The following is a 24,221-nucleotide window of genomic DNA, read 5'->3' as shown; positions in this document are numbered from 1 at the left end:
CGCCCTGGGAGGACCATGCCCACGAGCGAACGCCTGGCACCGCGCGGGACCCGGGTGCCGGGCACGGCGGCGATGACCGGTATCGCCGCCTGCGGCGGGGCCGCGGGCGCGATGGCCCGCCACCTGGTGTCGGTGGCCTGGCCGACCCCGGACCAGGGCCTACCGTTGGCCACCCTGGCCGTCAACATCACCGGCGCCGTGCTCATCGGCGTCCTGGTCACCGCGGTCACCGGCCCCAGAGCCGCACCGCCGTGGGTCAGGCAACTGCTCGGCACGGGCTTCCTCGGCGGGTTCACCACCTACTCGGCGCACACCCTGGGCATCGGCCTGCTGCTGGCGTCCGGCCGCGTCCTCCCCGCCGTGGCCTACATGGCGCTCACCCTGGTCGGGGCCCTGGCCGGCGTCGCCCTGGGCGCGTGGCTCGCGGGGCTCCTGGTCCGCGCGCCGGACGGCGGGAGGCACCCGTGAGCTGGGAGCTGTGGGCCGCGGGCCTGGGCGGCGGCGCCGGTGCGGCCCTGCGCCACCTCGTGGACGGGGCCGTCCGCCGGATGGTCTCCGACCGGCTTCCCTGGGGCACGCTCACCGTCAACACCGCGGGCACCCTGCTCCTGGGCCTGGTCTTCGGCGTCGCGTCCGCGACGGCCGTACCGCCCCAGGCGTGGGCCCTCGTGGCCGTCGGGCTGTGCGGCGCCCTGACCACGTACTCGACGTTCTCGCACGAGGTCCTCGCGCTGGCCCGGAACGGACGTCCGCTCACCGCTGCGGCCTACGCGGCCGCGACGGAGTGCTGCGCGCTGGGCGCGCTGGGCGCCGGGGTGCTCCTGGCCCGCGCGCTCCCCCTCTGAGGCGGGCGGGGTCGGCCGCACGCTCCCCGGTGCCCCGCACCGCGACGCGCTCCCCCTCCGAGGAGGCCGGCGGGAACCCTCAGAGCCCGTCGTCGGGCGGCGGGCTGTCGGCCTCCTCCACCGAGCGCCACAGGGCGGCGAACCAGGGCTCGCTGGGTTCGGTGTCGGCCTCGGCGCCTTCCTCGGCGCCGGGCCGGTCGACGATGTAGGTGGTCTCACCGGGGTACTGGTAGTGCAGTCGGACCCGGGCCTCGCGCTCCACGTAGGAGTCCTGGGAGAGCAGCTCCTCCCGGCGGCGGAGCTCGCGCACGGTCTCCTCCATGCGCGCCTGCTCCTCCTGGAGCTGGTCGATGTGTGTGCGCTGGGCGATGTACTCGCGCAGCGGGTAGGCCAGGCTGAGCGCGATCACGCACACCACGAGCGCGAGGATGGCCGCGCGGCTGGTGAGCATGGGCCGCACCCCGGGGGTGCGGCCCGTGCCCGTGCCGACGGGTCCCGTCCTCCGGGCAGGGTCATGCCCGGGCCTGTCGGCTTTGGTCGCCTTCTTGGCCTTTGAGGGCTGCTGCTCGGATTCGCGGGACACTGGGGCAGACTAGCCGCGCTTGGCGAAACGCGGGAAGGCCGACACGCCCGCGTACACGGCGGCGTCGTCGAGCTCCTCCTCGATGCGCAGCAGCTGGTTGTACTTGGCGACCCGCTCACTGCGCGCCGGGGCGCCGGTCTTGATCTGTCCGGCGTTGGTGGCCACCGCGATGTCGGCGATGGTGGTGTCCTCGGTCTCCCCGGAACGGTGGCTGATCATCGCCGTGTAGCCGCTGCGCTGGGCGAGGGAGACCGCGTCCAGGGTCTCGGTGAGGGTGCCGATCTGGTTGACCTTCACCAGCAGCGAGTTGGCGCTGCCCTCCAGGACACCGCGCTGGAGCCGCTCCGGGTTGGTGACGAACAGGTCGTCGCCCACGATCTGGATCCGGTCGCCGAGCTCGGCGGTGAGCTTCTTCCAGCCCGCCCAGTCCTCCTCGTCGAGGGGGTCCTCGATCGAGACGAGGGGGTAGGCGGCCACCAGGTCGGCGTAGTAGGCGGTCATCTCCTCCGCCGAGCGCGTCTTGCCCTCGAAGGTGTACACGCCGTCGGTGCAGAACTCGGTGGCGGCCACGTCCAGGGCGAGCGCGATGTCGGTGCCCGGGGTGTAGCCCGCCTTCTCGATGGCCTCCACGATCAGGTCGAGGGCGGCGCGGTTGCTGGCCAGGTCGGGGGCGAAGCCGCCCTCGTCGCCCACGCCGGTGGCCAGGCCGTGGGACTTGAGGACCGACTTGAGGGAGTGGTAGACCTCCGCGCCCCAGCGCACGGCCTCGGCGAAGGTCGGCGCGCCGATCGGAGCGACCATGAACTCCTGGATGTCGACGTTGCTGTCGGCGTGCGCCCCGCCGTTGAGGATGTTCATCATCGGCACCGGGAGGACGTGCGCGTTGGGACCGCCGACGTAGCGGAACAGGGGCAGCCCGGCCTCCGCGGCGGCGGCCTTGGCCACGGCCAGGGAGGCGCCCAGGATGGCGTTGGCGCCGATCCGGGACTTGTCCGGCGTGCCGTCCAGGTCCATGAGCGCGCGGTCGATGATGCGCTGCTCGTCGGGAGCGTGGCCGAGCAGCTCGTCGGCGATCTCGTCGTTGACGGCCGTGACGGCCTTGGTCACGCCCTTGCCTCCGTAGCGGTCGCCGCCGTCACGCAGCTCCACGGCCTCGAACTGGCCGGTGGAGGCACCGCTGGGGACGCCCGCGCGTGCGATGGTTCCGTCGTCGAGCAGAACCTCGACCTCGACTGTCGGGTTGCCCCGGGAGTCGAGGATCTCCCGCGCCTGTACTGCCTCGATGGACGCCACAGTTCTCTCCGTCTCTTCGGGTTTCTCGGACCACTGGTTCAGGACCCGACACGAGACTAGCGACCTCACCCCGCGAGGGAAGCGCGCACCCGGTCGAATTGGTCTAGTCCATAGCGGACATGCCCGATTCCGGCCGGCGCCTCCCGGTGCCGCGCGCCCGGATCGGGCCCGCCGCCCGTGACACGCCCGTCCGCACCGCCCCTTCCGCTCCCCCGCGTGGGCGGCGTCGCCGGCGGGCCGGCCGCCGCAGCGGAGGCCCGGGACCTGGGCTTCCCCGCGTCCGCACGGCGCCGAGGGAGGGTTCCGGGCCGGACACCGGCCGCCGGGCGGGTGGACACCGGAAGCCGGGCGTCGGCACGTCACCGGACAGGCGCCGTCCCACCGCCTATAGTGCGGAGGCGGACGTGCACTCCGGGCCGAGGTGCCCGGCCCGGAAGCTTCGGGCCCCACACGGACGGCGGAACGGCAGACGACATGGGCAGCCCCGAGACCGGGCCCGACACCGCGGGCGCCGCCGCCGAGGTCCCGCCCCGAAGACCCGGGCGCCGTGCGGAACTCGTCCTGCTGGTGGCCGCCCTCCTGACCGTCGCCGCGACCCTGCTGTCGGCGTCGCTGTCCGTCACCGGGGGCCTGGCCACCGCCCCGCTGGTCTACCTGGGCGTGCTCTGCGCCGGAGCGGTCGGCCTGCACGTGGCACTGCGCCTCACCGCGCCCCACGCCGACCCCGTCGTCATGCCGGTGGCCACCGTCCTGAACGGGCTGGGCCTCACCATGGTCTGGACCCTCCAGATGACCGGGTTCGACCCGGGGCACGGCGACGCCGACCGGCAACTGCTGTGGACCGGGACGGGCATGGTGCTGTGCGCGGCCACGGTCGTGCTCGTGCGCCGACCGTGGCGGCTCAGCATGTACACGTACCTGATCGCGACGGCCGCCCTGCTGCTGCTCCTGCTGCCGCTGACCCCGCTGGGGCACGAGGTGCTGGGCGCCCGGCGGTGGATCCTCCTCGGCCCGTTCAGCATGCAGCCCTCGGAGTTCGCCAAGGTGCTGCTGGTGGTCTTCCTCGCCTCCTACCTGGGGCGGCGGCGCGAGGTGATGGCCCTGGTCACCCGCACGGTCAGGATCGGGCGCCTCAAGGTGTTCAGCGTGCCGCGCGCCCGGGACCTCGCGCCGATGGCGGTCGGCTGGGGCATGGCCATCCTGCTGCTGGTGGGCACCAAGGACCTGGGAACCTCGCTGCTGCTGTTCGCCACGTTCCTCGCGGTGCTCTACGCCGCCACCGCGCGCAAGTCGTGGGTGCTCATCGGCCTGGTGGCCTTCGCGGGCGGGGCGTACGCGGCGTACCTGCTGTTCGCGCACGTGCGCAACCGGGTGGAGATCTGGCTCAACGCCTTCGACCCCGACGTGTACGGGCGGCCGGGCGGCAGCTTCCAGATCGTGGAGGGCATGTTCGCGCTGGCCGGGGGCGGCCTGACGGGCACCGGGTTCGGCGACGGCTTCGTCCAGGAGGTGTTCGCCGCCGACAGCGACCTGGTCCTGGTGTCGGTGGGGGAGAAACTCGGGCTGACCGGGCTGCTGGCGGTGCTGCTCCTGCTGTTCCTGCTGGCCGAGCGGGGTTTCCGGATCTCCCTGGAGGCCCGCGACTGGTTCCTGAAGCTGACCGCGCTGGGGTACGCGTTCCTCACCGCGTTCAACGTGTTCATCGTGCTGGGCGGGGCGACGCTCATCATCCCGCTGACCGGTATGACCACCCCGTTCCTGTCGGCGGGCGGCTCGGCGCTGACGGCCAACTGGGTGATCGTGGGACTGTGGCTGGCCATCAGCGAGAGCGCCCGGCGGCCCCAGGAGGCGTCGGGCTCCGGACCGGCGCCCGACGACCCCTCCACCGAGGTGATCCGCCTACGCGAACCGCCCGGGCCGCCGCGGCGCCGGCGCGAGGACTGAGCGGGCCGGCCCCGGTCCTCCCGGGTGATCTTGCTCCTGGTGGCACTCTCGACCGCCGACAGTGCCGCTGGGAGCAAGATCACCGCTGTCGGGGGCCCGACTCGGCGGTCAGCGCGTCAGGCGTTCCCGGACTTGGCCCAGTAGGCCCGCCACTCCTCCTCGGACAGCTCCCGGGGCTCCCGCCCGTCGGCTCGGGCCGCTTCCTCGGCCGCGCGCACGCGGGCGTCGAACCGGCGGGCCGCCGCCCGCAGGTCGATCTCGGCGTCGCGGCCCCGGTCGCGCTCGGCCGAGACCGCCGCGAACAGCTCGCCGCCCTCGGCGCCGTCGTCGTCCACCAGGTCGGCGGGAAAGCCGTTGCGCACCGCCCTCTTCTGCAACTCGTGGGCGAGCATCACGGCGGGCTGGGCGAACGGCACCCCGTCCAGCACGGAGGTCCGCCCGTCGCCGCCTCCCGCCCTGGCCTTCTCCGCGCGCTCGGCGGCCTTGATGGTCTCCCAGTTGGACCGCACCTCATCGGCGCCCGACACCTCCGCACCGCCGAACACGTGCGGGTGGCGGCGGGTCATCTTGTCGATGATGGCGTCGGCGACGTCGTCCACCGTGAACCGCGCCGGGTCGCCCTCGGGGCGCTCGGAGGCGATCGCCGCGTGGAAGACCACCTGTAGCAGCACGTCGCCCAGTTCCTCGCGCAGCAGCGCGAGGTCGCCCTCCTCGATGGTCTCCAGGGTCTCGTAGGCCTCCTGGATCAGGTACTTGGCCAGCGACCCGTGGGTCTGCGACCTGTCCCACGGGCACTCCCGGCGCAGGGTGTCCATCACCTCGACCAGGCGCAGCATCCGGTGCCCGACCGGCCGGGTACCGTCCCGGGTCTCGTCCATCACTCCTCCTCCCCGGCCCGCGCCGACCGGCCGTCGTGCTCGGGCAGCCAGCCGCCCCCACGCAGGGCGGCCATCACCCGGGCCACGGACTCGGCCGGGTCCATCCCCTCGGTGTCCACCACCAGGTCGGCGTCCCCCGGCTCCTCGTAGGGGTCCGAGATCCCCGTGAACGCGGGGATCAGCCCCGCACGCGCCTTGGCGTACAGGCCCTTGCGGTCGCGGGTCTCGCACACCTCCAGCGGCGTGGCCACGTGCACCAGGAAGAAGTCGCCGAACTCCTCCACCATCGCGCGCACCTCGGCCCTGCCCCTGTCGTAGGGCGCGATCGGCGCGCACACCGTGACCCCGCCGTGCCGTGTGACCTCCGAGGCCACGTACCCGATCCGGCGGATGTTCAGCTCCCGGTGCTCCCGGGAGAAGGTCAGCTCGCTGGAGAGCATGCGCCGCACCACGTCGCCGTCCAGCAGGGTCACCGACCTCCCCGAACGGCGGATGCCGTCGCACACCCCGCGGGCGATCGTGGACTTGCCCGACCCGGACAGGCCGGTGAACAGCACGGTCAGGCCCCTCCTGGTCCGGGCCGGGCGCAGCCGCGCCAGTTCCGCGCCCACGCGGGCCGGGGTGAACCAGGAGGGCAGCTCGCGCCCGTGCGCCAGCTCCGCCTCCACCTGCTCGTCGGTCAGTTCGGACCGGGCCTCGCCCGGGTCGACCCGGGTGAGCGGCAGCCACAGTCCCTCCACGGAGGAGTAGCGCCACGGTTCGGGGTCCAGCACGGTCAGGGGAGGGCGCTGGGCCATGACCCGCTCGACGTCGGGGCCGTCCCCGCCGGTCACCGAGAGCATGTGGGTGGCCCCGTAGGCGGCGGCCACGTGCGCGGCCAGCGCCACCTCCCGTGCCCCCCACACACCGCCCAGCACTCCCCGGGAGCGGTCGGCGCTCCGGGGCAGCGTGCACACCACGAAGGAGGTGCGCGCGGGCAGCAGGGGCTCCGCGGCCAGCACCGCCGTGGCCATCCCCTCGTCCTCCAGGCCGGTGTCGACGATCACCAGCACCTCGGCGCGGACGCCGTCGCCGTGTACCCGGCCCAGGGCGTCGGCCTCGGCGCGGATCTGGTGCAGCGCCCGGTGGTGCAGGGGCCGGTCGGTGACCACGGCCAGCAGGGGGCGGCCGGAGGGCTCCAGCTCGCGCTGGGCCCGCACCTCGGAGGGCGAGGGCCGCAGTTCGCGCAGCACCCCGTACGTCGGCGGGCGCAACAGGGTCACCGCGCCGGCCAGGCGGTGGCGCCCGTCGGCGCCTCGCCAGTGCTCGGACGCCTCGAGTCCGGCCAGCGGCGCGCCCTCGGGGTCGGTGAGGATCAGGTGTTCGACTCCGGACAGCTCCGCGGGAACCTCCAGGGTGACCGGAACCGGCCAGGGCCGCCCGTCGGGCAGACGGCCCTCCTTCTCCACGGTCTCCGCCTCGTCCCCCGTCATGAAACCGGGCAGCGGGTAGGCGCCGTTGAGAATCAGCTCCAGGTGGGCGAGCCCGTCCGGACCTGGGGCGAAGACCGGGGCGTCCGACCGCTCGACGCCGGGTTCCGGCGCACTCCCGCGCCTGTTGGCACTCACCACGCGGCTCCTCTCCTACCAGGGTCCGGGAAACGTCACCAGCGTATGCCCGAAGCACCGGGCGCCCCGGACCGCACCGTCGCGAACGGAATAGAAGCAGTTCGGGACCGGTTTTACCCGATACGCGCCGCCGCCCGTGCCCGGGCCCGGAGAGCGGACGGCCCGGGGCGGTCCCGTGTCGCCGGTTGTCCACACCCCACCCGCGCGGAGCCGCCGGACTCGATAGTCTGGGAGGTGCCGGGCGTCCACCTTCCGCAGCCGCCTCTGTCACCGTGCGGGCCGCGACCACCACCGCCTGATCCGGACCACTTCCACTTTCTGGTGCTATGAGCCTCATTGGACTTCTCGCCGACGTCTCCAGGGACCCGGCGCTGCACACCGCGATCGAGGCCGCCCGGGGCGGCCGCGATCCCCATCTCGACCTCGTCGCCCCGGCGGCGCTGCGCCCCTTCATGGTGGGGGCGCTGGCCGCGGACGCGCCCGTGGGCGCACAGCGGACCGTGCTCGCCGTCACCGCCACCGAGCGCGAGGCCTCCGACCTGGCCGACGCGCTGGGCTCCCTGCTGCCCGAGGACTCGGTCGCGCTCTTCCCCGCGTGGGAGACCCTGCCCCACGAGCGGCTCTCTCCGCGCTCGGACACCGTCGGACAGCGGCTGGCCGTCCTGCGCCGCCTCGCCCACCCCGACCCCTCCGACCCGCTGACCAGCCCGCTGCGGGTGGTCGTGGCCCCCGTGCGCAGTGTCCTGCAGCCGCTGGTGGCCGGCCTGGGCGACCTGGAGCCGGTGCGCATCCGCCCCGGCGACGAGACGTCCATGGAGGACGTGGTCGCCGCCCTGGCCAACACCGGCTACGCCCGCGTGGACCTGGTCGAGAAGCGCGGCGACATGGCCGTGCGCGGCGGCATCCTGGACGTGTTCCCGCCCACCGAGGAGCACCCGCTGCGGCTGGAGTTCTGGGGCGACACCGTCGAGGACATCCGCTACTTCCAGGTCGCCGACCAGCGCTCCATCGGCCCCGACGGGGGCGGAGAGGGCGGCCCGCGCACCACCAGCGCGGCCTCCGGGCTGTTCGCGCCGCCCTGCCGGGAGCTGTTGCTCACCGACGCCGTACGCGGGCGCGCGCGGGCGCTGGCCGAGGAGCACCCCTCCCTCGCCGAGACCCTGCACAAGATCGCCGACGGCGTGTCGGTGGAGGGCATGGAGGCGTTCGCGCCGGTGCTCGCCGAACGCATGGAGCCCTTCTTCACCTACCTGCCCCAGGACGCGATGGTGGTGGGGTGCGACCCCGAGCGCATCCGCACCCGCGCCGTGGAGCTGGAGGCCACCAGCGCCGAGTTCCTCGACGCGTCCTGGATCAACGCCGCCTCCGGCGGTGAGGCGCCCATCGACCTGGGCGAATCCGCCTACATGTCCATCTCCGACCTGCGTTCCACCGCCTCCGAGCTGGGCCTGCCCTGGTGGGGGCTGACCCCGTTCACCGCGGGCGAGGACGGCGGCCCGGGCGAGGAGGACGACTCCGTCATCGTCGGCGCGGCGGCCGCCGACACCTACCGGGGCGACACCGAGCGGGCCCTGGCCGACATCAAGGGCTGGCTGCACGACAACTGGAGCGTCGTGCTGGTCACCCAGGGGCACGGACCCGCAGAGCGCCTGGTGGCGATGCTGCGCGACGCCGGACTGGGCGCCACCCTGGCCGCCGACCTGGACGAGCGGCCCAGGGACGCGGTCGCCACGGTCACCACCGGGCTGGTCGAGCACGGGTTCCTGCTGCGTTCGGTGCACACGGTGGTGCTCACCGAGACCGACCTGGCGGGGCAGAAGTCCTCCACCCGCGACATGCGCCGGATGCCGAGCAGGCGCCGGGGCACGGTGGACCCGCTACAGCTCAAACCGGGCGACTACGTCGTACACGAGCAGCACGGCGTGGGCCGCTACCTGGAGATGGTCAGCCGCCAGGTGCAGGGCGCCACCCGCGAGTACCTGCTCATCGAGTACGCGCCCTCCAAGCGCGGCCAGCCGGGAGACCGCCTGTTCGTGCCCACCGAGCAGTTGGGCGAGGTCACCCGCTACGTGGGCGGCGAGGCGCCCACGCTGTCCAAGATGGGCGGCGCCGAGTGGAATAAGGCCAAGAACCGCGCCCGCAAGGTGGTCCGGGAGATCGCGGGCGACCTCATCCGGCTGTACTCGGCCCGGCAGGCCTCCCCCGGCCACGCGTTCGGACCCGACACCCCCTGGCAGCGTGAGCTGGAGGACGCGTTCCCCTACGTGGAGACGCCCGACCAGCTCGCCGCCATCGAGGAGGTCAAGAAGGACATGTCCCTGTCGGTCCCGATGGACCGGCTGATCTGCGGCGACGTGGGCTACGGCAAGACCGAGGTGGCGGTGCGCGCCGCGTTCAAGGCGGTGCAGGACGGCAAGCAGGTCGCGCTGCTGGTGCCCACCACGCTGCTGGTGCAGCAGCACATGTCCACGTTCACCGAGCGGTACGCGTCGTTCCCCGTCACGGTCAGGCCGATGTCGCGGTTCCAGACCGACGGCGAGGTGGAGCTGACCCGGGAGGGGCTGCGCAGCGGCGAGGTGGACATCGTCATCGGCACGCACCGTCTGCTGTCGTCGGAGACCCGCTTCAAGGACCTGGGCCTGGTCATCGTCGACGAGGAACAGCGCTTCGGCGTGGAGCACAAGGAGGCGCTCAAGCGGCTGCGCACCCAGGTGGACGTACTGGCGATGTCGGCCACACCCATCCCGCGCACGCTGGAGATGGGCCTGACCGGCATCCGCGAGATGACCACGATCCTCACCCCGCCCGAGGAGCGCCACCCGGTGCTCACGTTCGTGGGGCCCTACGAGGACAAGCAGATCGCCGCCGCGATCCGCCGCGAGCTGATGCGCGAGGGACAGGTGTTCTTCGTGCACAACAGGGTGGCCTCCATCGACAAGGTGGCGGCGAACATCAAACGCCTGGTGCCCGAGGCACGGGTGGCCTTCGCGCACGGCCAGATGAACGAGCAGCAGCTTGAGAAGGTGATGGTCGACTTCTGGGAGAAGAACTTCGACGTGCTGGTCTCCACGACCATCGTCGAGTCCGGCCTGGACGTGCCCAACGCCAACACCCTGATCATCGACCGCGCCGACACCTACGGGCTGTCGCAGCTGCACCAGTTGCGCGGCCGGGTGGGCCGCGGGCGCGAGCGCGCCTACGCGTACTTCCTGTACCCGCCGGAGAGGCCGCTCACCGAGACCGCCCACGAGCGGCTGGCCACCGTGGCCCAGCACACCGAGACGGGCGCAGGCATGTACGTGGCGATGAAGGACCTGGAGATCCGGGGCGCGGGCAACATCCTGGGCGCCGAGCAGTCCGGGACCATCGCGGGCGTGGGCTTCGACCTGTACGTGCGCATGGTGGGTGAGGCGGTGGCCGAACTCAAGGGCGACCCCGAGGCGGCCAAGGAGATCGAGACCAAGGTCGAGCTGCCCATCAACGCGCACATTCCGCACGACTACGTGCCGGGCGAGCGGCTGCGGTTGCAGTCCTACAAGCGCATCGCCAGCGTCACCAGTGAGGAGGACGTGCTCGCCGCCTACGAGGAGCTCACCGACCGGTACGGCACTCCGCCCGAGCCGGTGGACAACCTCATGGCCGTGGCCCGGTTCCGTGTGCTGGCCAAGTCGGCGGGGCTCTCCGACGTGGTGATGCAGGGCAACCAGATCCGCTTCGCCCCGGTGGAGCTGCGCGAGTCGCAGGAGCTGCGGCTGCGGCGGCTGTACCCCAAGACCATCCGCAAGGAGGCCACCAAGACCCTGTTGGTCCCGGTCCCCAAGTCCGGTGGCCTGGGCGGCAAGCCGCTGCGGGACCTGGAGCTGCTCAAGTGGTGCTCCGACCTGGTGAACGCCATCTTCGAGCCCGCCAGGCGCAAGCCCGCCGCCCAGGAGGACTAGGTTCCGGGGACTCGGCGCCTTCGCCACCGAGGGTGGTGGGGGCGCCGACGAGGCTGCCGGAGGTTTCGCGGGCGCGCCCGTGAGGTAGGAGCGGGCGCGCCGTAGGGGCCGAGGGTTCTCTCAGGACTGAGGTGCGTCGGTCTGGTCGGGTTCGGCCTCGTAGGTGATCCCGTACAGCTCCTCGGACTCCTCGTCCTCGGCGGGGCGACGGCGCCACCAGCGACCGCCCTCGGCGCGCCGGGCCCTGCGCTCCTCGCGCCTTTGCTCCCGCAGCTCCCGGCGGGCCTGCCTGTGCGCCGCCCGCTCGGCGGCCCGGTCCGTCCTCTCCGTGTCCTCCCGGCCGTCCTGGTCCGGGGTTGGCCGGGACTCCCCGTCCTCACGGCGGCGTAGCGGCGTCACCGTGGCCAGTCCCTCCCCGACCGGCACGTCCGGGGGCAGCTCCGGTTCCGGGCGGGGCTTCGGTTCCGGCCGGGGCTTCGATCCCGGGCGGGACTCCGAAACGGAGTGGGGCTCCGGGCGGGGCTGCGGCTCCGGACGGGGCTCGGGCGCCCTCCTCCCCCGGGCGGAGCGCGGTCGCGACGGGTGCGATCCGCGCGTGTACCACCAGTTCGCGGCCCACGCGGCCACGGCGGCGGCCACACCCACCTCCAGTGCGGCGACCAGGCCCACCTGCCACGCCGACGGACCCATCTCACTCAGTCTCTCGCCGCCGAGCGGCCCCCCGGCCACCTCGGCCAGCGCCGCACACAGTGTCCCCGTGGTCACCCCGCACACGAAGCCCCACAGCGGAGCCGCCTCGCTGACCGCGTCGGGAGCACTGCGCTGGGTCAGCACACCACCCAGCGCACCCGCCGCGAACGGCACCGCGAGCGCGATCAGGGACGCCACCGGAGCGGCTCCGTTCTCGGGCACCGCGGCCAGCATCGGCAGCACCGGCAGGGCGCCCGCCGACACCCCCGTCGGCGCGACGACGGTTCCCGTCCCCACCGCGAAACCCGGCCCCAGTGCGTAGCACACCGAGAACACCACGGCGTTGGGCAGGTAGGCCAACTGGACGACCAGCAGCAGCGCACCGCCAACCAGGCCCGGACGCAGGGTCCGCGTCATCTCGACCGCCTCGGGCAGGCTGAACGCCAGGGCCACCAGGAACAGCAGCAGACCGCCCAGCAGGAGCGTCCCCGTGGAGACGAGCATCCCCACCAGCAGGGACCGCGGCCGGGCGGGCATCAGGTCCAGCAGGTCCCGGACGGACACCCCCTTGTCGAGCGTCATCTGGCGCAGTGCCCCCAGGCCGCCGGCCAGGAAGGCGATCACGAACCCCATGGCCAGCGCGCGCGGCATACTCGGCTCGACGGACTCGGTACGCGCCACCAGCGCCAGGGTGCCCGCTATCGCCGCGTAGGGCCCGGCGATGGCCAGCGCCGCCCGGTACACGTACCGCAGGCGGGGGATCGAGCAGGAGCGCGCCAGCCACCGCCCCGACCGGTACAGCAGCAGCCCCGGAAGCAGGACCAGGCCGAGCGGCAGCAGGGCGATCTGCCCGTCGGGCACCGAGAACGACACGTGGTGGCCCACCAGCCAGGCCAGTACCGCACCCCGGAGGATGTCGCCGATCTCCTCGCCGAAGGCGTCGTGCGGCGCGGCCACCCACCCGATCATGGCCAGGGTGATGATCACCGCCAGCCCCAGCCCCGCGGCCGTGGCCGCGGCGATCCCGCCGGTGGAGTAGACGGGCCTGGGCGCGTCGGCGACCCTGGCGGATGCAGCGGACCCGTCGGCGGCACTGGCCCGCGGGCGCTTGGGGGGACGGCCGCGGTCGGGAGGAGATCCTGGCGTACTCACCCGACTTATGCTGCCAGGGACCGGAATGCTCCACGCCATCCCGGCCGCGCGTGTCGTGCCGGTACGCACGAGACCCGGCCGCTCCACTCCCCCGCCTGCTCCGGCCCGGCTCCCGGCCCCGGGCTCCTGACCGGGGACGGAAGGCACACCGCGCCTTCCGTGCCGTGCGGCCTCCCCGCCCCCGACACCGGTGCCTGCTTCCAGCCCGTCGTACGAGCGGCCGCACACGGCGGTTCCCCCGCCGCTCAGCGGTGGGGCGGAGCCGCCGTGGACGCGGAAACGCTCCAGGAGGGGGAACCGGACCCGCGCGGCCCCCGTCGTACCCTGTGAGTCCGGCACCGCCCCCCGCCCGAATGGAACGATCCGCATGGCAGGTCCCGAACCCGACCACTATCGCCTCTCCGACGACGAGCGCGACCAGGCGCTGGAACGGCTGCGGACGGCGTTGGAGGAGGGCCGGCTGGACTTCGACGAGCACGAGGCCCGCTCGACCACGGCCCTGAACGCCGTCACCAACCTGGACCTGGTGCCGCTCTTCGAGGACCTGCCGGCACGGCTGCGACCGGGTTCCGTCACCGGGACCGCCGACACCGCGCCCGCCACCCGTGGGTCCGCACCCGTGGAGAGAGGCGCCGCCGAGCACGGCAAGGTGGACCGCAAGGACCGCGGCCCCAACCTGGGCGGCTTGATCGGCTGGAGCGGCTTCCTGTTCCTCGTGTGGGGCCTGCCCGCCATCATGTCCGGCAACGTCACCTCCATCGCCGTCTTCTTCGGGTTCTTCTTCCTGCTCGTGGTCCCCGGCCTCACCACCGTCATCATGCGCAGGCGCCGTGGCGGCGGCTCCGGGGAGCTCGGTAGCGGCTGAACCTCGGAAGGAGCCCCACGTACACAAGGCTCCGCCCCACCGCGGTGCGGCGGGGCGGAGCCTTGTGTGGAAACTACGCCTTGGGCGGGCTAGAACAGCTCGCGCGCCAACTGGGCGGTTTCGCTGGGGGTCTTGCCGACCTTGACGCCGACGGCCTCCAGCGCTTCCTTCTTCGCGGCGGCCGTGCCCGAGGACCCCGACACGATCGCGCCCGCGTGGCCCATCGTCTTGCCCTCCGGAGCGGTGAAGCCCGCCACGTACCCCACCACCGGCTTGGTCACGTGCTCCCGGATGAAGTCCGCGGCCCGCTCCTCGGCGTCACCGCCGATCTCACCGATCATCACGATCACATCGGTGTCGGGATCGGCCTCGAAGGCCTTGAGCGCGTCGATGTGCGTGGTCCCGATGATCGGATCCCCACCGATGCCCACCGCCGAGGAGAACCCGATGTCACGCAGCTCGTACATCATCTGGTACGTCAGCGTGCCCGACTTGGACACCAGCCCGATCCGGCCCGGCTTGGTGATGTCGGAGGGAATGATGCCCGCGTTGGCCTGACCCGGGGTGATGAGCCCGGGACAGTTGGGGCCGATGATGCGCGTCTTGTTGCCCGTGGCCTGGGCGTGGGCCCAGAACGCGGCCGTGTCGTGCACCGGGATGCCCTCGGTGATCACCACCGCCAGGCCGATCCCGGCGTCCACGGCCTCGAACACCGCGCCCTTGCAGAACTTGGGCGGCACGAAGATCACCGTGACGTCGGCGCCGGTGGCCTCCATGCCCTCGGCCACCGATCCGAAGACCGGCACCTGGGTGCCGTCGAAGTCCACGCTCTGGCCCGCCTTGCGCGGGTTGACCCCGCCCACGATCTGGGTGCCCGAAGCGAGCATCCGGCGGGTGTGCTTGGTGCCCTCAGAGCCCGTCATGCCCTGGACGAGCACCTTGCTGTCCTTGTTCAGGAAGATAGCCATGGTGTTGTGTCCCCTACTTCGCCGCGAGCTCGGCGGCCTGTGCGGCGGCGCCGTCCATCGTGTCGACCTGTCGCACGGCCGGGTGGGCGCGCTCGGTCAGGATCTCACGGCCCAGTTCGGCGTTGTTGCCGTCCAGGCGGACGACCAGCGGCTTGCTGACGTCCTCGCCGCGGCTCTCCAGCAGTTCCAGTGCCTGGACGATGCCGTTGGCCACGGCGTCGCAGGCGGTGATGCCGCCGAAGACGTTGACGAACACGCTCTTGACCGCCGGGTCGCCCAGAATGATCTCCAGACCGTTGGCCATCACCTCGGCCGAGGCGCCGCCGCCGATGTCCAGGAAGTTGGCGGGCTTGACGCCGCCGTGGCCCTCGCCGGCGTAGGCGACCACGTCCAGGGTGGACATGACCAGGCCCGCGCCGTTGCCGATGATCCCGACCTGGCCGTCGAGCTTGACGTAGTTCAGGCCCTTGGCCTTGGCGGCGACCTCGAGCGGGTCGCCCTCCGCGGCGAAGGTGAGGCTCTCCAGGTCCTGGCGGAACTCGGCGTTCTCGTCCAGGGTGACCTTGCCGTCGAGGGCGATCACACGACCGTCCGCGGTCAGGATCAGCGGGTTGACCTCGACGAGGGTCGCGTCCTTGCCCGCGAAGGCGTCCCACAGCTTGGAGATGATCTCGGTCGCGCCCTGGGCGGCGGCCTCGGGCAGCTTGCCCGCCCTGACGATCTCCGCGGCGACGTCGGCGGGGGCGCCGGTCAGCGGGTCGATGGCGATCTTGGCGACCGCGTCGGGGTTGGTGACGGCGACCTCCTCGATCTCCACACCGCCCTCGGCGGAGCAGATCGACAGGAAGGTGCGGTTCGCACGGTCCAGGAGGAAGGAGAAGTAGTACTCCTCCGCGATGTCGGAGGCCTCCTCGACCAGGACACGGTGCACCGTGTGGCCCTTGATGTCCATGCCCAGAATCTGCTCGGCCTTGGCCTGGGCGTCCTCGGGTCCGTCGGCGACCTTCACACCGCCGGCCTTACCGCGGCCACCGGTCTTGACCTGCGCCTTGACAACGACACGGGACTTTCCGGAGGCGGCGAACTCCTCGGCGATGGCACGTGCCTCAGCGGCCGTGCTCGCCACCTTTCCCTGGGGTACGGGAACCCCGTACTCTGCGAAGAGTTGCTTCGCCTGGTATTCGAACAGGTCCACGAGGGTCCGTCCTTGTAACTCGCTGGCTCAGGATGTCTACCGGGGTGGCCTCGTCCTGATCGGCTGTGATCCACTGACGCGTGTCACACGACGCAAAGCCCGGTGGGCTGAGCCGCTAGATCGAGATCGCCGCGGCGTTGCCACCCGCGACATGCGCAAAGCTTAGTCGCCTGGAATCCGGCCGCCGGACACCGGGGCCGTGTTGACCGGTCCCGTCACACTCACAAAAGCCGCTCACGCGGCATCGTGGAAGCCCTCACATGGGAGAATCTGTGACGAGGGACACCGCGGATCACACCGCGGGGCGTCCTTTCACCCGGGGCCGGGCTCTGCGGCGGATGCGACCAACGTCACTCGCCGGCCAGGGCCGAGGAGCCGGTCAGGCGGCGTGCGCCGGACGGATGTTCGTACGCACCCAGTCGGCGATCTCCGCCGTCGGAGCGCCCGGCGTGAAGATCTTCGCCACGCCCATGCGTTCGAGCTCGGCGATGTCGGCGTCGGGGATGATCCCGCCGCCGAACACCCGGATGTCCTCGGCGCCGTTCTCCTTCAACAGCTCCATCACCCGGGAGAACATGGTCATGTGGGCCCCCGAGAGCACGGACAGCCCGATGGCGTCGGCGTCCTCCTGCAGGGCCGCGGCCACGATCATCTCGGGGGTCTGGCGCAGACCCGTGTAGATGACCTCCACCCCGGCGTCGCGCAGCACGCGGGCCACGATCTTGACACCGCGGTCGTGCCCGTCCAGTCCCGGTTTCGCGACGACGACCCGTGCTGCGCCCTCGGCCATGACAAACCCCTCACGAACGTTTTCCCCGGTCGCCCGGCCCTCCTTGTGAGAGGTCCCCGGGTGTCGGGGAGGAGATGATCAACTCGTGTGAAGCGTAACGCAGGTCACTTCCGGATGGAGAGCGCGGGGACGGGTATCTTCCGAGCATGGGAGACGATGTCACCGAATTCGACCAGATCAGCACGGAGAACCTGCGGGACAGCGCCATCGAACTGGCGCGTCGGCGGTGGGACCTGCGCTTCTTCTGGCGGCTCCTCGGACTGATCCCGGCCGCCGAGGCGGCCGCGGGCCATGAGGAGGCCAGCGAGGCGAGCGTCGCCCAACTGTCCGGCTTCGTCTACGAGGCGCTGTCCGCCGAGACCGACCCCGAGGTCCAGGAGGCGCTGCGCCCGTTCTACGTGCAGTACCTCCGCGAACACGGCGAGACCGCGGACGACGTGCGCGGCGACGGGGAGAGCGGCGGGCCGGGAAGGTCCACGGCCCCGGGGAACGGGACCCCCTGAGCCCCTCGGGGTCGATGTCCGAAAACCGCCAGCTTCCGGTCCGTCGCATCGGCGATCATGGGTGGCGTGATGGACGACGACCAGCGCTACCGCGCCGTACACAGCAGGGACGCCCGCTTCGACGGGGTCTTCTACACTGCCGTGCGCACCACAGGCATCTACTGCCGTCCGAGCTGCCCCGCCGTCACCCCGAAACGGGCCAACACCCGCTTCTACCCGACCGCCGCGGCCGCCCAGGAAGCGGGGTTCCGCGCCTGTAAGCGGTGCCGCCCCGACCTGACTCCCGGGTCCCCGGAGTGGAACCTGCGGGCCGACGTGGTGGGACGCGCGATGCGGCTCATCCAGGACGGCGCCGTGGACCGGGGCGGCGTCGGCGCCCTGGCCTCCGCCGTCGGCTACAGCGAGCGCCAGCTCAACCGGCTGCTGACCGCCGAGGTGGGCGCGGGGCCGCTGGCCCTGGCCCGCACCGAGCGCGTCCAGACCGCACGGGTGCTGGTGGAGACCACGGACATGCCGATGGCGGACGTGGCCTTCGCCTCGGGGTTCGCGAGCGTGCGCCAGTTCAACGAGACGATGCGTGCGGTGTTCGACCGCTCTCCCACCGAGATGCGCGCCATGAGGCGCACACCGGTCGGCGAGCCGGGAACGGTCACGCTGCGGCTGCCCTACCGGGAGCCGATCGACCTGGCGCGGATGCTGCGGTTCCTCGGGGACCGCGCGGTGCCGGGCGTGGAGGAGTACCGCGACGGGGTCTACCGCAGGACGCTGTCGCTGCCGCACGGACCCGCGACCGTGGAGTTGTCGGAAGGGGCCGGATCCGGGCACGTGCTGTGCCGTCTGCGCCTGTCGGAGTCACGTGACCTGGCCGACGCGGTGCGCCGCTGCCGCAGGCTGCTCGACCTGGACGCCGACCCCCGCGCGGTCACCGAGGTCCTGGGCGGGGACCCGCTGCTGGGACCGATGGTGGCCGAGCACCCGGGCATGCGCTCTCCGGGCCACGTGGACCCCGCCGAGCTGGCGGTCCGGGCCGTGCTGGGCCAGCAGGTGTCGGTGCGCGCCGCCCGCACGTTGGCGGGACGGCTGGTGGAGCGGTTCGGCGAGCCTCTGAGTACCGGCCCGGACGGCGGTCTGACGCACGTGTTCCCCTCCCCGGACGTGCTGGCCGACGCCGACCCGACCGACCTCTCCATCCCGGTCGCACGTGGGAGGGCCCTGGTGGGGCTGGCCGGGGCGATCGCCTCGGGCCGGGTCGACCTGGGTCCGGGCTGCGACCGGGACGAGGCCGAGCGGAGCATGATGGAGCTGCGCGGCATCGGTCCGTGGACCGCGGGCTACGTGCGGATGCGCGGCCTGGGTGATCCGGACGTGTTCCTCCACGGGGACCTCGGTGTCCAACAGGCGCTGGGGGCCGGGGGCGGGAGGGACACCCTGGCATGGAGTCCCTGGAGGTCCTACGTCACCCACCTGCTGTGGGCGTCGCTGGTGAGAACGAGAGAGGAACTGGCATGAGCACGGAGCAGGGAGTGGAGCAGGAGATGCTGCCGCTGGACGTGGAGCCGAAGGCTCCCCCGAGGAGAGCGACGGTGGAGTTTCGTGCTCCCCGTCCCGGACCGACCCGGTACACGATGATGGGCTCGCCGGTGGGCGAGCTGGTCCTGTTCGGTGACGGCGAGGCCCTGGGCGGGGTGCTCACCGCCGGCAAGGACGACAGGACCAGGGGCTTCCCGAAGGACTGGGTGTCGGACCCGGAGCCGTTCACCGAGGCCGTACGACAACTGGAGGCGTACTTCGCGGGTGAACTGAGGGAGTTCGACCTACCGCTGGCCCCGGCGGGTACCGAGTGGCAGCTGAGGGTGTGGGCGGCGCTGACCACGATTCCGCACGGAGAGACGGCGAGCTACGGGGAACTGGCCGCGGAACTGGGGAGGCCGACGGCCTCACGCGCGGTGGGGATGGCCAACGGACGCAACCCGATCAGCATCATCGTGCCGTGCCACCGGGTGATCGGCGCGGACGGCTCGCTGACGGGCTACGCGGGCGGGCTGGACCGCAAGCAGTTCCTCCTCGGCCTGGAGAGAAGGGTCTCGGACGCCCGCTGACGCCGGCACGGCCACACCGAGCCCCGTTCCCTGAGCCCGAGCTCCGGGGAGCGGGGCTCGCCGTCTCACACGACACGGGGTCCGGACCCCTCGGGCGGTGGCGGCGGCCGGGGACCGGACCGGGGAGGGGACAGCGGGGAAGGGGCGCGGAACGGGGGAACGCCCGACGCGTGGGTCGGCGGAACCGCCCCGAAGCGCCGCGCGAAGCCCGGTTCGCCGAGGGGAACCGGGTCCATCCCTTGTCCACGAGTCACCGATTGGTTACCCTGCGGTGGTCACACGATCACACCTTTTCGTGTCGAATCTGTTCCTTCACCCCTGAGGAGCTGCTTGACCTCCCCCACTGCCCCCACCGCCCCCAACCGTTTCCGACCGGGCCCCCGTACCGGATACGCGGGCGCTCTGGCCGCCACAGCGGCCGCCGCCCTGCTCACCTCCGTCTCCGTGGCCCACGCCCAACCCGTGGCCGACACCGCACTGGCCCAAGCCGACAACGTCGAGATCACCGTCGACACCGCCGCCAAGGACCTCCCCGGCCAGGGCGCGGGAGCGGCGGCCGAGGACGTCCTGGCCGACGCGGTGGTCTCGGACGTCCTGGAGTTCCGCGGTTCCGGGATCTCCACGCTCGCCGCCCAGGAACGCGACGTCCGAGTCGACGTCCGCGAGGCCTCCGGCGACTCGGCCTTCGGCGTCGCCATCGTGACCGCACCGACCGGGTCCGAGGAGAACCCGTACGCCTGGCTGTTCGCCGCCGAGTACCGCGGTGGCGACTGGACCGTCGGCCTGGAGGGGACCGGGGAGTTCTCCTCGATCCTCGCCGACTCGACGCTGCTGGCCGAGGAGGAGCGGGAGGCCGTCGCGGCCTCCACCGATCCCGAGGGGGTCAGGACGGCCGCCTACACCGGGATCGGCCTGCCCTTCGCCATCGGCACGTACCAGGTCATGACCGGCGGCCCCCACGGTTTCAGCTCCGGCTATCCCTACAGCTCGGTGGACTTCTCCGGCGGCGACCGCGCCGTACGTGCTGCCCGCGGCGGGTACGCCTACAGCCTGTGCACCGGGTGGACCCGGGTGATCCACGACAACGGCTACTCCACCGACTACTACCACCTGGAGAACTACCAGTGGCTGCCCGGCAACAACGTCGGGGTGGGCCACTACCTGGGCAGCCAGGGCAACAGCGTCTGCGCCGGCGGCTCCTCCACCGGGGCCCACGTCCACTTCGCACTGCGTGCCTACAGCGATCCCAACGCGGCGGGCTGGTACGTCGCACTGCACGGAAGGACCCTGGGCGGGTGGACCTTCGTGGAGGGCGCCGCCTACGGCGGTTACGCCTACCGCAACGGTGTCGGCACGGTGTACCCCGGCGGAGCGATGTACAACTACGGGTTCTAGGAACGCGGTTCTAGGAACGCGTTGAATTCACAAGTGAACTAGCACAGACACAAAAAAGGAGGGGGCCGCCCACAGGCGACCCCCTCCCCAAGAAAAACCGTGGCAGCAACCTACTCTCCCACCCCACCACAGGGCAGTACCATCAGCGCAAAGAGACTTAACGACCGGGTTCGGAAAGAGACCGGGTGTGACCCTCCAGCAATAACCACCACGGAAACCAACACCCACAACCACTCAACCCACCCAAGGGGAGCAGCCACGAGCAAGCTTCGTGAACAAGTGTGCGCGAACATCCAATTATCTGCAGCGGACAAGCCCTCGGCCTATTAGTACCGGTCAGCTCCACCCCTCACAGGGCTTCCACACCCGGCCTATCAACCCCGTCGTCTACAGGGAGCCTTACCCTCTCAAAGGAGGCAGGAGACCTCATCTCGAAGCAGACTTCCCGCTTAGATGCTTTCAGCGGTTATCCCTCCCGAACGTAGCCAACCAGCCATGCCCTTGGCAGGACAACTGGCACACCAGAGGTTCGTCCGTCCCGGTCCTCTCGTACTAGGGACAGCCCTTCTCAAGTCTCCAACGCGCACAGCGGATAGGGACCGAACTGTCTCACGACGTTCTAAACCCAGCTCGCGTGCCGCTTTAATGGGCGAACAGCCCAACCCTTGGGACCAACTCCAGCCCCAGGATGCGACGAGCCGACATCGAGGTGCCAAACCATCCCGTCGATATGGACTCTTGGGGAAGATCAGCCTGTTATCCCCGGGGTACCTTTTAGCCGTTGAGCGACACCGCTTCCACACGCCGGTGCCGGATCACTAGTCCCAGCTTTCGCTCCTGCTCGACACGTCCGTCTCACAGTCAAGCTCCCTTGTGCACTTACACTCAACACCTGATTACCAACCAGGCTGAGGGAACCTTTGGGCGCCTCCGTTACTCTTTGGGAGGCAACCGCCCCAGTTAAACTACCCACCAGACACTGTCCCCGAACCGGATCACGGTCCAAAGTTAGATGCCCGAAACAGTCAGAGTGGTATTTCACCAACGCCTCCACCGCCACTAGCGTGACAGCTTCACCGGCTCCCACCTATCCTACACAAACCATCCCAAACACCAATGTCAAGCTATAGTGAAGGTCCCGGGGTCTTTCCGTCCTGCTGCGCGAAACGAGCATCTTTACTCGTAGTGCAATTTCACCGGGCCCATGGTTGAGACAGTGGGGAAGTCGTTACGCCATTCGTGCAGGTCGGAACTTACCCGACAAGGAATTTCGCTACCTTAGGATGGTTATAGTTACCACCGCCGTTTACTGGCGCTTAGATTCCCAGCTTCGCGGGGCGAACCCCACTAACCAGTCCTCTTAACGTTCCAGCACCGGGCAGGCGTCAGTCCGTATACAGCGTCTTACGACTTCGCACGGACCTGTGTTTTTAATAAACAGTCGCTTCCCCCCGCTATCTGCGACCCCACCCAGCTCCGACCGCGAAGGTCTTCACCAGACAGGGCTCCCCTTCTCCCAAAGTTACGGGGACAATTTGCCGAGTTCCTTAACCATGGTTCACCCGAACGCCTCGGTATTCTCTACCTGACCACCTGCGTCGGTTTAGGGTACTGGCCACACACGAACTCGCTAGAGGCTTTTCTCGACAGCATGGGATCACTCACTTCGCCTAAAACGGCTCGGCATCACGTCTCAGCCACACGAGAGGCGGATTTGCCAACCCCTCGGCCTACACGCTTACCCCCGGACAACCACCGCCGGGTAGAGCTACCCTCCTGCGTCACCCCATCACTTGCCTACTACGGGATCGGATCCCAGACCAGTCCAGAGGCAGTTCCCGAAGGAACCACCAAGAACCAGCGTGGTTAGCATCACCCGATTCAGCATGGACGCTCGTGCACGGGTACGGGAATATCAACCCGTTATCCATCGACTACGCCTGTCGGCCTCGCCTTAGGTCCAGACTCACCCTGGGCGGATTAACCTGCCCCAGGAACCCTTAGTCAATCGGCGGCAACGTTTCTCACGTTGCTTTCGCTACTCATGCCTGCATTCTCACTCGCACACCCTCCACCACACGATCACTCGGCAGCTTCTCCGGATGCACGACGCTCCCCTACCAACCCACGCTCAAAGAACGTAAGCTTCACAGCTTCGGCGGTGTGCTTAAGCCCCGCTACATTATCGGCGCAGAACCACTTGACCAGTGAGCTATTACGCACTCTTTAAAGGATGGCTGCTTCTAAGCCAACCTCCTGGTTGTCTCAGCAACTCCACAACCTTTCCCACTTAGCACACGCTTAGGGGCCTTAGCTGATGATCTGGGCTGTTTCCCTCTCGACTACGAAGCTTATCCCCCGCAGTCTCACTGCCGCGCTTCACTTCACCGGCATTCGGAGTTTGTCTGACGTCAGTAACCTGGTAGGGCCCATCAGCCAAACAGTCGCTCTACCTCCGGCAAGAAACACACGACGCTGCACCTAAATGCATTTCGGGGAGAACCAGCTATCACGGAGTTTGATTGGCCTTTCACCCCTACCCACACCTCATCCCCCAGGTTTTCAACCCTGGTGGGTTCGGGCCTCCACGAGGTCTTACCCCCGCTTCACCCTGGACATGGGTAGATCACTCCGCTTCGGGTCCACAGCATGCGACTCAACCGCCCTATTCAGACTCGGTTTCCCTACGGCTACCCCACCCGGGTTAACCTCGCCACACACCATGACTCGCAGGCTCATTCTTCAAAAGGCACGCCATCACCAAAGACAAGCTCCAGCTCTGACGGCTTGACAGCACACGGTTTCAGGTACTATTTCACGACCCCTCACCGGGGCACTTTTCACCTTTCCCTCACGGTACTAGTGCACTATCGGTCACCAGGACGTATTTTGGCTTAGCAGGTGGTCCTGCCAGATTCACACGGACTTTCACGGGCTCCGCGCTACTCGGGGACACACCAACACCTAGGCTCTTCCTTCACCTACAGGACTCTCACCCGCTCCGGTTCCGCTTCCCAACGGATTCAGCTAGAAGAACCACTCAGTGCTCCAGGCCGACAGACCTGGACAGGTGCACCCCACAACCCCGCACACGCAACGACTGCCGTCTATCACACGCATGCGGTTTAGCCTCATCCCCGTTCGCTCACCACTACTAGGGGAATCACTGTTGTTTACTCTTCCTACGGGTACTGAGATGTTTCACTTCCCCGCGTCACCACCAACTGCCCTATACATTCAGGCAGCGGCAACCCGACACAACTCGGGCTAGGTTTCCCCATTCGGACACCCACGGATCACAGCTCGGTTGACAGCTCCCCGTGGCCTATCGCGGCCTCCCACGTCCTTCATCGGCGCCTGGTGCCAAGGCATCCACCGTGTGCCACTATCACTTGGCCACTACAGATAATAAGATGCTCGCGCACACTATTCACAAATCAAAACACCAACCGCATACTCCGACACCACTCACACCC

General features: G+C 70.2%; 17 protein-coding genes and 2 rRNA genes. 9 read left to right on the top strand and 10 right to left on the bottom strand.

All coding sequences use genetic code 11. The annotated features are described in order from the left end of the window. Window positions 1–15: 15 nt before the first annotated feature. Both crcB (NOSIN_RS26205) and crcB (NOSIN_RS26200) read left to right on the top strand, forming a co-directional pair. Window positions 16–468: a fluoride efflux transporter CrcB gene (gene crcB / locus NOSIN_RS26205; RefSeq protein WP_077693281.1), complete on the top strand. Its 453-nt coding sequence runs from the start codon at window positions 16–18 to the stop codon at window positions 466–468. Beyond that, a complete protein-coding gene (gene crcB / locus NOSIN_RS26200; protein ID WP_077693280.1) occupies window positions 465–845 on the top strand; it encodes a fluoride efflux transporter CrcB in 381 nt (126 codons plus the stop codon). The genes crcB (NOSIN_RS26205) and crcB (NOSIN_RS26200) overlap by 4 nt, the downstream gene beginning before the upstream one ends. 79 nt (window positions 846–924) lie before the next feature. On the opposite strand, the gene NOSIN_RS26195 is transcribed toward crcB (NOSIN_RS26200), so the two are convergent. Together NOSIN_RS26195 and eno are read right to left on the bottom strand one after the other, a co-directional pair. Then, window positions 925–1,296 carry an FtsB family cell division protein gene (locus tag NOSIN_RS26195; protein ID WP_077693279.1) on the bottom strand — a complete coding sequence of 124 codons (372 nt, stop codon included), beginning with the start codon at window positions 1,294–1,296 and terminating at the stop codon, window positions 925–927. Between the two features lie 141 nt (window positions 1,297–1,437). Continuing rightward, window positions 1,438–2,721: a phosphopyruvate hydratase gene (eno, locus tag NOSIN_RS26190; protein ID WP_077693278.1), complete on the bottom strand. Its 1,284-nt coding sequence runs from the start codon at window positions 2,719–2,721 to the stop codon at window positions 1,438–1,440. Between the two features lie 474 nt (window positions 2,722–3,195). On the opposite strand from eno, the gene NOSIN_RS26185 reads away from it, so the two are divergent. Beyond that, window positions 3,196–4,665, top strand: a complete 1,470-nt coding sequence (locus NOSIN_RS26185) for an FtsW/RodA/SpoVE family cell cycle protein (RefSeq protein WP_077693277.1) — start codon at window positions 3,196–3,198, stop codon at window positions 4,663–4,665. A 116-nt stretch (window positions 4,666–4,781) separates the two neighbouring features. Here NOSIN_RS26185 and NOSIN_RS26180 read toward each other — a convergent pair whose 3' ends face one another. Then, entirely contained in the window at window positions 4,782–5,543 is a 762-nt protein-coding gene (locus tag NOSIN_RS26180) for a MazG family protein (protein WP_077693276.1), read from the bottom strand. Further along, window positions 5,543–7,153: an adenylyl-sulfate kinase gene (gene cysC, locus NOSIN_RS26175; protein ID WP_077693275.1), complete on the bottom strand. Its 1,611-nt coding sequence runs from the start codon at window positions 7,151–7,153 to the stop codon at window positions 5,543–5,545. The genes NOSIN_RS26180 and cysC overlap by 1 nt, the downstream gene beginning before the upstream one ends. Before the next feature lie 323 nt (window positions 7,154–7,476). On the opposite strand from cysC, the gene mfd reads away from it, so the two are divergent. Further along, the gene (gene mfd / locus NOSIN_RS26170) at window positions 7,477–11,088 is read left to right on the top strand and encodes a transcription-repair coupling factor (RefSeq protein WP_077693274.1); all 3,612 of its coding nucleotides are present in this window, start codon (window positions 7,477–7,479) and stop codon (window positions 11,086–11,088) included. 120 nt (window positions 11,089–11,208) lie between these two features. On the opposite strand, the gene NOSIN_RS26165 is transcribed toward mfd, so the two are convergent. Further along, a complete protein-coding gene (locus NOSIN_RS26165; protein WP_077693273.1) occupies window positions 11,209–12,930 on the bottom strand; it encodes a cell division protein PerM in 1,722 nt (573 codons plus the stop codon). A 367-nt stretch (window positions 12,931–13,297) separates the two neighbouring features. Between NOSIN_RS26165 and NOSIN_RS26160 the strand changes: the two genes are divergently transcribed. Next, window positions 13,298–13,795 (top strand): DUF1707 SHOCT-like domain-containing protein, encoded by a 498-nt coding sequence (locus NOSIN_RS26160; protein ID WP_077693272.1) that lies wholly within the window; start codon window positions 13,298–13,300, stop codon window positions 13,793–13,795. Between the two features lie 89 nt (window positions 13,796–13,884). Here NOSIN_RS26160 and sucD read toward each other — a convergent pair whose 3' ends face one another. The 3 genes from sucD to NOSIN_RS26145 form a co-directional block, all read right to left on the bottom strand. Beyond that, the gene (gene sucD / locus NOSIN_RS26155) at window positions 13,885–14,763 is read right to left on the bottom strand and encodes a succinate--CoA ligase subunit alpha (protein ID WP_077693271.1); all 879 of its coding nucleotides are present in this window, start codon (window positions 14,761–14,763) and stop codon (window positions 13,885–13,887) included. A 13-nt stretch (window positions 14,764–14,776) separates the two neighbouring features. Continuing rightward, a complete protein-coding gene (gene sucC, locus NOSIN_RS26150) occupies window positions 14,777–15,958 on the bottom strand; it encodes an ADP-forming succinate--CoA ligase subunit beta (protein ID WP_077693270.1) in 1,182 nt (393 codons plus the stop codon). 379 nt (window positions 15,959–16,337) lie between these two features. Continuing rightward, window positions 16,338–16,748 carry a cobalamin B12-binding domain-containing protein gene (locus NOSIN_RS26145; protein WP_077693269.1) on the bottom strand — a complete coding sequence of 137 codons (411 nt, stop codon included), beginning with the start codon at window positions 16,746–16,748 and terminating at the stop codon, window positions 16,338–16,340. Window positions 16,749–16,894: 146 nt separating this feature from the next. Between NOSIN_RS26145 and NOSIN_RS26140 the strand changes: the two genes are divergently transcribed. The 4 genes from NOSIN_RS26140 (at window position 16,895) to NOSIN_RS26125 (ending at window position 20,745) form a co-directional block, all read left to right on the top strand. After that, window positions 16,895–17,251 carry a hypothetical protein gene (locus NOSIN_RS26140; RefSeq protein WP_077693268.1) on the top strand — a complete coding sequence of 119 codons (357 nt, stop codon included), beginning with the start codon at window positions 16,895–16,897 and terminating at the stop codon, window positions 17,249–17,251. Window positions 17,252–17,320: 69 nt separating this feature from the next. Next, entirely contained in the window at window positions 17,321–18,760 is a 1,440-nt protein-coding gene (locus NOSIN_RS26135) for a DNA-3-methyladenine glycosylase 2 family protein (protein WP_077693782.1), read from the top strand. Next, complete coding sequence (locus tag NOSIN_RS26130; RefSeq protein WP_077693267.1) at window positions 18,757–19,350, top strand: methylated-DNA--[protein]-cysteine S-methyltransferase; 594 nt, start codon at window positions 18,757–18,759, stop codon at window positions 19,348–19,350. The genes NOSIN_RS26135 and NOSIN_RS26130 overlap by 4 nt, the downstream gene beginning before the upstream one ends. A gap of 330 nt (window positions 19,351–19,680) precedes the next feature. Further along, a complete protein-coding gene (locus NOSIN_RS26125) occupies window positions 19,681–20,745 on the top strand; it encodes a M23 family metallopeptidase (RefSeq protein ID WP_077693266.1) in 1,065 nt (354 codons plus the stop codon). Window positions 20,746–20,842: 97 nt separating this feature from the next. Here NOSIN_RS26125 and rrf read toward each other — a convergent pair. Together rrf and NOSIN_RS26115 are read right to left on the bottom strand one after the other, a co-directional pair. Next, a 5S ribosomal RNA gene (gene rrf, locus NOSIN_RS26120) occupies window positions 20,843–20,958 on the bottom strand. A gap of 92 nt (window positions 20,959–21,050) precedes the next feature. Continuing rightward, window positions 21,051–24,144: ribosomal RNA gene (locus NOSIN_RS26115) — 23S ribosomal RNA — on the bottom strand. Window positions 24,145–24,221: the final 77 nt, after the last annotated feature.

Source organism: Nocardiopsis sinuspersici (genome assembly GCF_001998325.1).
Taxonomy (GTDB): Bacteria; Actinomycetota; Actinomycetes; order Streptosporangiales; family Streptosporangiaceae; genus Nocardiopsis; species Nocardiopsis sinuspersici.
The sequence above is the reverse complement of the archived record's forward strand: the minus strand, read 5'-3'. Positions and strand labels throughout refer to the sequence as shown.